Source organism: Streptomyces aurantiacus (genome assembly GCF_027107535.1).
Taxonomy (GTDB): Bacteria; Actinomycetota; Actinomycetes; order Streptomycetales; family Streptomycetaceae; genus Streptomyces.
In genome coordinates this window covers 2,306,421-2,318,621 of the sequence record NZ_CP114283.1, presented here as the reverse complement: position 1 = coordinate 2,318,621, position 12,201 = coordinate 2,306,421, and the positions used below count along the sequence as shown (strand labels likewise).

Sequence of the window (12,201 nt, the reverse complement as noted above, 5' to 3'; positions counted from 1 at the left end):
CTCGGCCCGCGGCACGAGAGCCCGGGGGATCACTCCTGGGGAACGAGATGCTCCACCGCTTCGGAAACAAGGTCCGCGCCGTACCCGAACCGCTCGCCGAGCGCCGCGCACCGGTCGTACTGCTCGACGCTGAGCCACTCCGAGACCGTGTGCAGGGCCCGGAGCAGCAGCCGGTACCCGAGACCGGGGTCGACCCGGACGACGACCTGCTCCAGCACTCCGGCCTGCTCGTCCGTCAACAGGTGCTCGGCGTCCCGCAGTGCACGCAGGACCGCGTCGGCCAGGTCGTCCCGTACAGGCGGCAGGACGGCGGTGTGGGCGGGAGCGACCTCCCGGAGCCGGGCGGCGCACGCGTCGGAGACCTGCCGGAGCCAGTCCCTTCCGCCGGTCCCGAAGCGGTCGGGGTTCACGTTCGCCGCGGCTGCCCAGAGCGTGGTGATGGTGTCGGTGGACAGCGGGGACCTCAGCAGCCGGACGGCGTCCTCCCACAGGACGAGCGCCTGGACTCCCGGGGTGCGATATCCGTCGGCCTCGATGGTCGCCCGGAGGAGTTCGGGCTGCGGAGTGCTCCGCTCCCACACCGGGTCGAACTGCCTGGCGAGCTCGGAGAACCCGAAGTCGGCCTCGAAGTGGCACCGGGCGACGTGCAGGGGCCGCCACACGACGGTGAGCCCGTCATGGACGACCCCCATGTGGTAGCCGAAGGGCTCGCCCAGGTCGAAGAACCGGTTGAAGCGCTCCTCCGGGACCGGCACGCAGGCGGTCTTCAATGCCCGCAGGAAGAGCCGGAACCCGAGATCGAGGTCGGCGCGGGTGACGACCTCTTCGAGCGCCGGCACCAGACCGGGCGCGGTGAGTTCTCCGGCGGAGGACCGGATTTCCGTCAGGATCGCGTCCCGTACGGCGTCGTCCGCGACGGGAAGGCGCCAGAACGGCCAGGAGGCGGCCGGTTTCCGGCCGACCATCGACCGGGGCGGATGCGCCGCGCAGGTCGCGTCGATCCGCCCCAGCCAGTCCCGCACGCCGATCCCGTGGGCCTCCGGATCCCAGGCGCTCCCCGTGGCAGCCGCCCACACCACGCGGAGCACCTCGTCCGGCAACGGCGACTCCAGGAGCCTTCGCAGGTCCGCTCGGAGTTCCTCGGCGTATCCCCAGTCGTCGTGGAACACGTCGAACCCGAGTGCGCGGCGCTCGTCCTCGCCGAGCCGCTGGATCCCCGACATGTCGAGGGCCGTCTCCTCCTCGTACGCGACGATCTTCGCCGTGACGAGTGCGAGTGCCGCCTCCTCGCTGCCGGGCGCCGCCCCGTCGGCGAAGCTCTCGGTCAGACCGCTGAGTCCGAGATCTCCGTCGTACATCTCGAAGTACGGGTTGCGCCGTTCCTGCACGTTCCAGCCCTCTCCGAAGGTCTCGGTCCTTCCCGAACCGTGCTCGCGGTCGCTCAGGCGGCCCAGGGCCAGTCGGCGTCCCGAGCCGCCTCCAGCAGCGGAACCATCCGGAAGGCCGCGTCCGAGAGGCCTCCGAACGTGTGCCGGTTCCCCGAGCCCGAGGGGGCGTGGCCCGCCCGGTACCCGGCGAGGTTCCAGGTGTAGACCGGCACGTGCGCCGGAACCTGCTCGGTCGGGTCACCGTAGTGGCTGTACGTGGCCTGCTCGTCCGTGACGATCAGTACGCGGTCGTGCTTGCGGTAGTGCTTGCGCACCGCCTCACTCGTGTTGGTGCCGCCGAGGTCGCCGAAGCGCCCCAGCGTCTTCAGCACCGAGTCGCCCTTGCGGATCTTCACGGCCTTGCTGCCGGTGCCGAACTCGACGAGGTCGGCGTTCGCCGCCCGCAGCGCGAGCGCCGTTCCGAAGATCGCCGCCGCGTCGGCCCGGTTGAGCTCGGAGCGGTCGGACAGCCGCGAGTAGAACATCGACCCGGACCGGTCGACGAGGACGAGCGTCCGCCCGCCCAGGGCCGGCACGTTGGCCAGCGAGTGGCCGAGCGCCTGCTCCAGCGGGTACGACCAGCGCAGCGACGGCGCGTGCTGGTACGCGGCGAGGTAGCGGAACGGGAACTGCCGCGAGCGCGCCACCTCCGCCGGGTCGCTGATCTTCGCGGCGACCTCGGCCGCCACCTCGTCCGAGACTCCCGCCTCGTCGAAGTTGCGCAGGTTCCGGACGAGCGCCATGGCGCCCATGGACGGGATCACGGCCTCCCAGGCCGCGGCGTCCATCGGCCCCTGGAGCCAGCCGGCCAGCGACTCCCACGTCATCCCGGCCGCGGCGAGCCGCTCGGCGCCGCCCTCGGACGTCACCACCGCTCGCCGCTCCGCCACCGGCACCGCCATCAGCTCGCGGTGCGCGGTGAGCACCCGGTCGGACGCGGGCGGCACGGCGGTGTCCGGGTTGTGCCGGCGGTCGAGGGCGTACCGGAACAGGTCGCCCTGCCACGGCTTGTCCGGGTCCGGCGCCGCGTGCACGAGGTTGAGGATGTCGCCGAAGCGGTAGCCCTTGGACGCGGTGTCGTACTTCAGCAGCGACTTGCCGCCGTAGAGCCGGCGGACGGCGTCGGCGACACCGCGCTTCACGGGCTTGGGCACCGCGCGGCCGTACCGCGCGGTCCAGTACGCGAGCAGCTCGCCGGGCTCGTCGGGGCGCCGCAGCACGGAGGCGACGACCTGCCGGTTCGCCGGGCCGTCGGTGGCGCCCGCGTCGAGGCGCGCCTTGACGTACTCGGCGGCGCCCACGATCGACGCGGTCCGCATGTTGCCCTCGCCGCGCAGCCAGTCGAGCAGGGCGGCCGTCCAGGACGGGTCCGCGACGGCGAGCTGCCGTACGAGCGCGGCGAACCGGTCGTCGCGCGCGTCGCCGTCCTCGTAGAAGGTCTTCTGCGCGACGAAGTTGGCGATCGACAGCAGGAAGAGCTCGGAGCGCGGGTCACGCTCCTGGCCCCGGCCGCCCTCGTAGGTGCGCAGGACGCGGCCGGTCGAGGTGACACGGGAAGTGCCCTGGGCCTTCGCCGCCTTGGTGTTGAATCGCGCCATGGTGAATTCCCCCGAATTCATTGGTGTTTCGGAGGGAGGCGCAGCAAATGGAGCGTGCCCGAGATCAGGATTCGGCGGCGGACTTAATCGGATGCTCTACCGGATTGAGCTACACCGGCCCAAGGCCGATGACGGGATTCGAACCCGCAACCCTCTGATCCCTGAAGTAACCGCTGCCTGCGCACCGGGCACACACCATGTGCTGCGCCTCCCGAGATCAAGTCGGCCGCGGCGGGGATTCTTTGAGAGAGAAGTAGCCGCGGCCATCGCACCGGGAGGTGCATGAAGTTGTGGTGTCCAGAGTTCAAGGCCGGCGGAACCGACGTAGGTGCTCTGACCCCTGAGCTACACCGGCGCGTGGTACCGGTGACGGGACTCGAACCCGCGGCCGCCCCATTAGTAGTGGAAGTAGGTCCTGCCTTCGCACCTGGACGTTGTTCACTCTAGGAGGCGTACCGCGGGTCGGGCGAGCGATTTAATTCCCGCTGTGGGACAGGTATTTCAGCCGCGCTTCTGACGCTTCCACGGTCCCTTGACGGCCACCATGATGCCCGGCTCCTGAATGTTGGCGTACAGGGTGCGTCCGTCGGGCGAGAAGGTGACTCCGGTGAACTCGCTGAACTCGGGCTCGGCCTCGGTGCCGATGTTCAGGTCGTTGCGGGCGATGGGATAGGTGCGGCCGCTGTCGGTCGCGCCGAAGAGGTGGGAGACGCCCTCGCCGTCCTCCGCGATGACGAGGCCGCCGTACGGGGAGACGGTGATGTTGTCGGGACCGTCGAAGGCACCGTCCTTGGACGGGTCGGGGTTCACCCCCAGCAGCACCTTCAGGGTCAGCGTGCGGCGCTTGGGGTCGTAGAACCAGACCTGGCCGTCGTGCTGGACCGGGCTCTCCTCGCGGGCGTAGGAGGAGACGAGGTAGGCGCCGCCGTCGCCCCACCACATGCCTTCGAGCTTGCGGGCGCGGGTGACCTCGCCGGTGCCGAACTGCTCGCGCACGGCGGTCTTCCGTCCGTCGCGGTCGGGCACGTCGACCCAGTCGACCCCGTACACCGTGCCGATCTTCGTGGCGCGGGACAGGTCGTCGACGTAACGGCCGCCGGAGTCGTAGCACTTGGGTGCCTGGAGCACGCCGGCGTTGTCGGCGAGGGTACGGAACTTGCCGCGGCCGTGGGTGAAGCCCTTCGGCGGGACCCAGCGGAAGAACAGGCCGTTGGGCTCGGAGTCGTCCTCGGTGAGGTAGGCGTGGCCGCGCTTGGGGTCGATGACGACGGCCTCGTGGTCGTACCGGCCGAAGAACTTCAGGGGCTTGGGGTTCCGGTTGGCACGGCGGTCGCAGGGGTCGACCTCGAAGACGTAACCGTGGTCCTTGGTCATGCCGTTCTCGCCGGCCCGGTCGGAGTTCTCCTCGCAGGTGAGCCAGGTGCCCCACGGGGTGCTGCCGCCCGCGCAGTTGGTGGAGGTGCCGGCGATGCCGACCCACTCGGCGACCGCGCCGCCGGGACGCACCTCGACGACCGTGCAGCCGCCGGACGCGGCCGGGTCGTAGACGAGGCCCTCGGTCAGCGGGACCGGGTACTTCCAGTTGGCGCGCGGGCCCTTCAGCTCGTGGTTGTTGACCAGGAGGGTCGTGCCGCGCGGGCCGTCGAAGGCGGCCGTGCCGTCGTGGTTGGAGGGGGTGAACTCGCCCGACTCCAGCCTGGTCCTCCCGCTGTGGGTGATGACGCGGTACGAGAACCCGGCGGGCAGCGCGAGGATGCCCTTCGGGTCGGGCAGGAGCGGTCCGTAGCCGACGGCTCCGCCGTGCCGGTCGGCGTCGTCGCCCGCGGTCTCGGTGTCCGTGGACGCGAGGGCGCCGGGCGCGGTGGCGAGGGTGCCGACGCTGCCGACCAGGGCGACACCGGCACCGGTGATCGCGGATCGTCTGGCGAAGTCCCTGCGGGTGAGCGACATGCTGTCTCCTGTGACGGTGGAGTGTGACCGTGGCGAGGGGTGACGCGCGCAGGGTGGCGGACCCGGCTGTCGGCCACACGGTCCCGCCCGTGGCTGAACACCGGTTGAACGCCGTCCGACGGCCCGGGCCCCCCTTGCGTGAACGCGGCTCGATCCGCCCTTCCGGGCCGACGGCACCCCATACGGCCCATCAGTCCTCGCATCCGAACTGTTGGGCGGAATAATCTCGGTACCAACGACCCGCACGACCCATGGGAGGCGAGCCGAAGTGGACGCACGTCAGGCACGCCGTCTCCATGAGGAGCGGCTGATGGCACTGGCCAACGTGAGCGGGGTCGGTACCGGCCGCGACGAGGACTCCGGCGAGGACGTCATCGTCGTGTTCGTCACCCGCAAGGTGGCCCGCGACCACCTCAGCCCGCAGGACGTGGTCCCGGACGAGCTCGAAGGGGTCCCGGTACGGGTCCTCGCCATGGGCGACCCGGAGCCCTCGGACGAGCCCTGACCCCTGGTCTCCCGGGTTGTCTCCCGGGGTACTGCGCGCGATCCCCCGCTCCTCGAGCGCCGGAGAGGCCGAGCATCAGCCCGTCCGGCGGTCGAGGAGGAGGCGGCGCTTCAGACGGAAGCCGGCGCTGGGGGCGGCGGGGCGTAACCAGTCCCCTCCCCCCTCCAGCCCCCTCTGCCCCCTCTGCCCCTTCTACCCCCCTTGCTGCGACCGCGCCTTGAACGCGGCCTTGCGGGCCTCCTTGGCGACCTTCTTGTCGGGGTGCAGCCGCCCCATGGCCTCCAGCACGTCCGGTGTGGCGGGGTGGTCCACCCGCCACGCCGCCGCGAAGAAACTGCCGTGCTGCGCCGCGAGCCCCTCGACGAGCGCCTGCAACTCCTCCGAGTTGCCCTCCGCGGCCAGCTGCGCCGCGATCGTGTCGACCGTCAGCCAGAAGACCATCTCCTCGGACGGCGCGGGCACGTCCGGTACGCCCCGCTCGGCGAGCCAGACCCGGGCGAGCCCGCCCAGCTCGGCATCGTCGAGCACCTCGCGCAGCGCGGGCGAGGCCTCCGTGCCGACGAGGGACAGGGCCTGCTGGCAGCGCAGCCGACGCAGCGGCGCCCCCGCGTCGGCGCCCCGGGCCGCGGTGAGCAACTCCCGTGCGGCAGCGAGGGGTTCACGCCGCGCGAGCCACTGCTCGGTCTCCGCCTGTGCGGCCGTCGGAGGGAACGTGGAGGTGCTGTCGAGGAGCACGTCGGCCCCCTTGTCCGCGAGGTCGCCCACCGCGGGCGCCGCGAATCCGGCCTCCAGGAGCCGCGCCCTGATGCCGTACACCCCGAGCGGGGTGAGCCGCACCATCCCGTACCGGGAGACGTCCGTGTCGTCCACGGGCTCGGCGGGTTCCTCGTCGATGTCGGCCATGAGTGCCTCGTCGACGGGCTGGAAGTCGACGAGGCCGACCGGCTCCAGGAGCCGGAACTGGTCGTCGAGCCGCATCATCGCGTCCGACACCTGCTCCAGGACGTCGTTGGTGGGCTCGCCCATGTCGTCCGGCACGATCATCGACGCGGCGAGGGCGGGCAGCGGCACCTGGCCGTCGCCGGGCCCGTCCTCACCGGCGGTCAGCAGGTAGAGGTTGCCGAGCACCCCGTCGAGGAACTCGGCCTCCGCGTCGGGATCCCAGTCCAGTGCGGAGAAGTCGATCTCGCCGCCCTCGTCCACGGCCTCCATGAGGTCGTCCAGGTCGGGCACGCTCGCGTCGGCCAGCACCGTCTCCACGGCGCCGAGCCACAGGCCCAGCACGTCCTGCGGCGCACCCGAGAGGACGACACCGAGGTCGGCACCGGCGGTGACCGTGCCCTCCTCCTCGTCCACGACCGCGACGAGCCCGGTGTCCACGGCCACCCGCCAGGCCTCGCTCGCACAGGCCGCGGCGTCCTCACCGTCGAGCCCCAGTTCCGCGGCGGCGGCCGGCAACAGTTCCTCGACGAGTTCGCCACCGGCACCGACCCGGGTGTCCGGGCCGGCCCAGCGGACGAGCCGCACGGCACGGGAGAGAAGCGGTGTGGCGAGCGCGTCCCGCGCGAGCTCCGCTTCGGAGTGCAGACGCACCGGCGGCAGGGGGGAGCTGTCTGACATCGGCTGGTTCTCCTAGGACGAACAGTCGGACGTGCATCTCGGCGTCCGTCTCGGACGCACATTTCCGACGGCCGTCACGGACGAACCTGACGTCCACGGGGTCCGCGAGCCACGAAATGCGCGAGGTCCGCGGGCCGTCCGGAGAACGCTCATGAGCCGCCCCGGAAATGCAGCCTCAGCCTAGACGGATTTGGACCCATGCCGCCCGGTTCATGAACCTGTCAGAAGTGTTAACCCCGGAAACCTTGACAAGTGCCGTGGCCAGACACGAGATTGACGCGCGTAGAAACTCACGGGTAGCAACTCCGTGCCCTGCTTCTACGCGCGTCACCGACCGCCCCACCGGTCGCGGCTCCCCACGGCTTCGCGTTCGTCCTGTCGCACCGCTCCACCCTCATCCGTCGAATGTTCCGCCCTCGTCCCGGCGCCCACGCACGTCCCCGGAGGGATTTCGTTGCCGAGCAAGTCTTCCGCGCGCATAGCCGCGCTCACCGTCGCAGCCGTCTGTTCCACGGTTTCCTCGGTGGTTCTCATCTCGCCCGCCCACGCGGATGCCGTCGCCGTCCACGACATCCAGGGCTCCACCCGGACGTCCCCGCTCGCGGGCCAGCAGGTCACGGACGTGGCCGGCATCGTCACGGGTGTACGGACCTACGGTTCGTCCCGCGGCTTCTGGATCCAGGGTCCGTCCGCGGACGCCGACCCGGCCACCAGTGAGGGCGTCTTCGTCTTCACCAGCTCCACGCCGAAGGTCGCGGTCGGCGACTCGGTGACCGTCTCGGGCACCGTCACGGAGTTCGTGCCGGGCGGCGCCGCCTCCGGCAACCAGTCGGTCACCGAGATCGTCCGGCCGACGGTGACGGTGGTGTCGAGCGGCAACGCGCTGCCGAAGGCCACGGTCATCGACAGCCGTTCCGTACCCTCCGTGTACGCGCCCGAGGGCGACGCCGCGGCGAACGGTTCGGTGGGCAACCTGACACTGCGGCCCAAGAAGTACGCCCTCGACCACTACGAGTCCCTGGAGGGCATGAACGTCGCGATCGGCTCCTCGCGCGTGGTCACCGCGACCGACCCCTTCTCCGAGCTGTGGGTGACGGTCAAGCCGCACGAGAACCCGAACCGCCGCGGTGGCACCGTCTACGGCGCCTACTCCGCGCAGAACACCGGTCGGCTGCAGATCCAGTCGCTGATCCCGAGCGCCACCGAGCCGTTCCCGACGGCGAACGTCGGTGACACGCTGAAGGGCACCACCGAGGGCCCGCTCGACTACACCCAGTTCGGCGGCTACACGCTGACCGCCCGCACCCTGGGCACGGTGAAGGCCGGCGGCCTGGAGCGCGAGACGACGCGCAAGCAGTCGCGTTCGGAGCTCGCGGTGGCGACGTACAACGTCGAGAACCTCGACCCGACGGACAGCACGTTCGCCGAGCACGCGGCCGCGATCGTGGACCACCTCCAGTCGCCCGACATCGTGTCCCTGGAGGAGATCCAGGACAACAACGGCGCGAAGAACGACGGTACGGTCGCCGCCGACCAGACGATGCAGAAGCTGATCGACGCGATCGTCGCCGCGGGCGGCCCTGCCTACGAGTGGCGTTCCATCGACCCGGTGAACCTCGCGGACGGCGGTGAGCCGGGCGGCAACATCCGCCAGGCGTTCCTCTACAACCCGGCACGTGTCTCCTTCGTGGACCGCGCGGGCGGCGACGCCTCGACCGCCGTGGGCGTCACGAAGGTGCAGGGCAAGGCGCGGCTGACGGTCTCCCCGGGGCGTATCGACCCGGCGAACGCCGCGTGGACGAACAGCCGCAAGCCGCTCGCGGGCGAGTTCTCCTTCCGCGGCAAGCCGGTCTTCGTGATCGCGAACCACTTCGCGTCGAAGGGCGGCGACCAGGCCCTGCACTCGCAGTTCCAGCCGCCGGCGCGCAGCTCGGAGACCCAGCGCCACCTCCAGGCGACCGCGGTGAACGCCTTCGTCAAGGACATCCTGGCGAAGCAGAAGAACGCGGACGTCGTCACGCTCGGCGACATCAACGACTTCGAGTTCTCGCAGACGACGAAGCTCCTGGAGGACGACGGCGTCCTGTGGTCGGCCGTCAAGTCCCTGCCGAAGAGCGAGCGTTACAGCTACGACTACCAGGGCAACAGCCAGGTCCTCGACCAGATCCTGATCAGCCCGTCGATCCGCGAGGACTGCGACTTCAGTTACGACAGCGTGCACATCAACGCTGAGTTCTCCGACCAGATCAGCGACCACGACCCGCAGGTGCTGCGGTTCCGCCCGTAGCCGTTCCGGCCCCGTAGCCGTTGCGGTCCCGCCGGAGGCTCTCCGGCCGTACGCCACCGAGCCCGGCCCCGATGTCAGGGGGGCCGGGCTCGGTCGTTGCGTACCTCGACGGGAGAGGGCCTCAGGCTCCGAAGGCGTGGTCGAGCCAGCCCTGCCAGGCGGTCTCGTTCCGCTCGGCGTCGGCGTCCGGTGCGAAGTCGTGGACGCTGATGCCGACGGGCGCGCCCCAGTGGTTGCGCCCGAAGAAGCGGATGAGGGCGTCGTCGGTCCGCAGCCCGATGAAGTACGGGTTGCGGTAGTCGAGCACGGCGTCGAGCTGCTGCCCGTCGGGGCCCTGGACCCGTACGCGTGCTCCTACGGCGGTCTCGTCCGCGAGGCCGAGCGCCCGGCCGACGACGGTGAAGGCGCCGGAGGCCTTGGACGCGTCGGGTCCGTCGAACGCGGCGAAGGCGGCCGGCCGGGCCGCGAAGCCCGTCAGGTACTCGCGCAGGGTGTGCAGGTAGAAGTCCGTGTGCTTGTCGGCGCCGTCGTACTGGTTGTCCCAGTCGTCGACGAAGATGCCGCTGTGCACGTACCGCACCCAGGCGCGCCGGCCGTCGTCACGGGGCTCGACGGTGTAGTCGAGCTGGTTGACGGTCTGCTCGGAGATTCCCTCGACGTCCTCGACGCGGTTGGTGTAGCGGTGCGGCGGGTCCCAGGTGACGACCTCGGACCCGAAGGGCCCCTTGCCGCCCACGTGCGGCTCCGGGGGATCGAGCGGCCACAGCCAGCCGCCGGTACCACTGGTGAAGGCGTCCCACACCTGGGCGGGCGTGGCATCGACCTCGAACTCGCGGGCGATCTCGAATTCCTTGGACATGGTGGGCTCCTGCGCGTGGACTAGGCGTGTGGATCGGTGAGTTCGGACACGACCGAGGGTGTTCCGGGCGGGCGTGTCCCGGGTGAGGGCGGCCCGGGCGGGCGCTCCCCGGCTTTGACCGTGGGGTGGACGGCGACGACGATGCGGTGGTCCCGGCCGCCCTCGGCGTCGGCGGCGTCGTACTTGCGGATCAGGGCGCCGACGCCGACCGTGAGTTCCTGGATGAACGCGGCACGGTCGGCGGCCGACGCGAAGCGCACCTCGCCGTCCAGCGCGTAGGTGGCCAGCCGTTTGTGGGCCTTGGCCGCCCCGGTGATCAGCGAGCCGACGTCCCGTACGAGCCGGGCGCCGAGCGCGAGCAGCCAGCGGGCGGAGAGGTGGTCACGGAAACGGTCCGGGTCGGGCTGCACGGCGGCGAGCGCGAGCGGTGAGATGACGTACGACGCGGCAGTGGCCCGCATCAGCCGCTCGGTGACATTGCCCTTGCGTCGCTCGCCCGCCAGCTCGACCAGGCCGTGCCGCTCCAGCTCCTTCAGGTGGTAGTTCACCTTCTGCCTGGGCAGACCGACCTTGCCGGCGAGCATGGCGGCCGACGCGGGGCCGCCCGCCAGCTCGGCAAGGAGCCTGCTCCTTATGGGGTCCAGCGAGGCGACAGCCGCCGCCGGGTCCTCGATCACGGTCACGTCCAGCATGACTCCACCGTCTCACCGAAAACTTTTCTTGTCCAGGAGATTCAGATTGTCGGTATGGCGGTGACGGTGGCTGTGCCGATCAAGGGGTCCCGACCGCAGGGGTCGCATCGGCTGCAGGGGTCGCATCGACCGCAGGGGTGTGGCAGCCGCATGAACCGCGGCGGCGGCCATGCCGATCAGCGGCGGCCGTGGGCCCTCGGGCCGGACACGGGCGGGCTGCCGTCCGAGCGGCCGGCCGCCAAGGGCGAGGGACTCCGGGCGGCGGGAGGCGGGAGGCGAGAGGCGGAAGGCGGGCGGTCGTCACACCGGGCGAGGGCTCAGGCGCACGGAGATCCAGGTCGCCCCGCCCGGAGCCCGGCGGCCGAAGAGTGAGGCCCGGGCCCAGGAGTGTGTTCCTGGGCCCGGGCCTCGCACCGGCGCCCTTCCCGTCCCCACGGAGGGCGCTCGGTAAGACGCCGGATCACCGCCGCGGGTTCATTCCTCCGGCGGCCGAGTTCCGGTCGGGCTCACTCCGGGACGAGACCGAGGGCGTAGGTGTAGCGGCTGACCGTGGACCGCTTCAGTCCGGGATACGTCTGCACGCGCTCCCACAGCGGCGTACCCGATCCCACGCCGTCGCCCGGCGCCCCCAACGCCTCGAGGTGCGCCTCGGCGCTCTCCCACTCGGCGTAGTTGAGGACCTTCGTGCCGTCGGTGCTCAGGTGGAAGTGGGCGGAGATCCCACCCGGGTGCGGGTCGGGCTCGCTCTCCAGGGCCTCGAACACCGCGTCCACCCAGGCCCGTTGCCGCTCGGGATCCGCCCCTTCGAACTCCACCTCGACGATCACGACGCAGCCGGGCACCCGCGTCTCCGCCGGCCGGACACCACTGCGGTACCGGCGGTACCGGTCGAGTGCCACCCGCTCGATGCCGGGCACGGCCACGTCGATCTCGTCCACCCGCTCCTGCCGGTGGACCTTCACGAACGCCTCGAAGTCCTGCTCGCTCCTCCACTGCGACTGGTGCAGCAGGGTCGTGCCGTCGTCCCCGGTGTGGACGTAGTACCCGAGCAGCCCCTCGACCGGCCATGGGCGCCTCTCCCAGGTGGCGGCGATCGCCTCCACCGTCGCCCGCTGCCGGTCGGGGGTCCCCACCCGCCAGGTGCTGAAGAACGGGGCGCCGACCTCAGGGCGGGTGAGTTCGGGGTGCACATCGGTACGACGGGTCATCACAACCTCCGGTGATCGCTGCTCAACGCCTGCGGCACCCACCCTCCGACCTCGA

General features: G+C 71.1%; 9 protein-coding genes. 2 read left to right on the top strand and 7 right to left on the bottom strand.

Annotated features, from left to right (window positions below; translation table 11 throughout):
* Positions 1 to 29: 29 nt before the first annotated feature.
* From O1Q96_RS11940 to O1Q96_RS11930, 3 genes are all read right to left on the bottom strand, one after another.
* Positions 30 to 1,388 carry a hypothetical protein gene (locus tag O1Q96_RS11940; RefSeq protein ID WP_269248145.1) on the bottom strand — a complete coding sequence of 453 codons (1,359 nt, stop codon included), beginning with the start codon at positions 1,386 to 1,388 and terminating at the stop codon, positions 30 to 32.
* Positions 1,389 to 1,441: 53 nt separating this feature from the next.
* Positions 1,442 to 3,025, bottom strand: coding sequence for a TROVE domain-containing protein (locus O1Q96_RS11935; RefSeq protein WP_269248144.1), 1,584 nt, complete (start codon positions 3,023 to 3,025; stop codon positions 1,442 to 1,444).
* A gap of 501 nt (positions 3,026 to 3,526) precedes the next feature.
* A complete protein-coding gene (locus O1Q96_RS11930; RefSeq protein ID WP_269248143.1) occupies positions 3,527 to 4,975 on the bottom strand; it encodes an alkaline phosphatase PhoX in 1,449 nt (482 codons plus the stop codon).
* Positions 4,976 to 5,285: 310 nt separating this feature from the next.
* On the opposite strand from O1Q96_RS11930, the gene O1Q96_RS11925 reads away from it, so the two are divergent.
* Positions 5,286 to 5,480: a hypothetical protein gene (locus O1Q96_RS11925; RefSeq protein ID WP_217460329.1), complete on the top strand. Its 195-nt coding sequence runs from the start codon at positions 5,286 to 5,288 to the stop codon at positions 5,478 to 5,480.
* A gap of 192 nt (positions 5,481 to 5,672) precedes the next feature.
* Here O1Q96_RS11925 and O1Q96_RS11920 read toward each other — a convergent pair whose 3' ends face one another.
* The gene (locus tag O1Q96_RS11920) at positions 5,673 to 7,100 is read right to left on the bottom strand and encodes a hypothetical protein (protein ID WP_269248142.1); all 1,428 of its coding nucleotides are present in this window, start codon (positions 7,098 to 7,100) and stop codon (positions 5,673 to 5,675) included.
* Positions 7,101 to 7,554: 454 nt separating this feature from the next.
* On the opposite strand from O1Q96_RS11920, the gene O1Q96_RS11915 reads away from it, so the two are divergent.
* The gene (locus tag O1Q96_RS11915; protein ID WP_269248141.1) at positions 7,555 to 9,387 is read left to right on the top strand and encodes an endonuclease/exonuclease/phosphatase family protein; all 1,833 of its coding nucleotides are present in this window, start codon (positions 7,555 to 7,557) and stop codon (positions 9,385 to 9,387) included.
* Positions 9,388 to 9,508: 121 nt separating this feature from the next.
* Here O1Q96_RS11915 and O1Q96_RS11910 read toward each other — a convergent pair whose 3' ends face one another.
* The 3 genes from O1Q96_RS11910 to O1Q96_RS11900 all read right to left on the bottom strand — a co-directional run bounded on the left by O1Q96_RS11910 (position 9,509) and on the right by O1Q96_RS11900 (position 12,146).
* Positions 9,509 to 10,246 (bottom strand): SRPBCC family protein, encoded by a 738-nt coding sequence (locus tag O1Q96_RS11910; RefSeq protein WP_269248140.1) that lies wholly within the window; start codon positions 10,244 to 10,246, stop codon positions 9,509 to 9,511.
* 20 nt (positions 10,247 to 10,266) lie between these two features.
* Positions 10,267 to 10,938, bottom strand: coding sequence for an ArsR/SmtB family transcription factor (locus O1Q96_RS11905; protein ID WP_269248139.1), 672 nt, complete (start codon positions 10,936 to 10,938; stop codon positions 10,267 to 10,269).
* A gap of 506 nt (positions 10,939 to 11,444) precedes the next feature.
* On the bottom strand, positions 11,445 to 12,146 hold the full coding sequence (locus O1Q96_RS11900) for an antibiotic biosynthesis monooxygenase (RefSeq protein ID WP_269248138.1): 702 nt from the start codon (positions 12,144 to 12,146) through the stop codon (positions 11,445 to 11,447).
* Positions 12,147 to 12,201 lie beyond the last annotated feature (55 nt).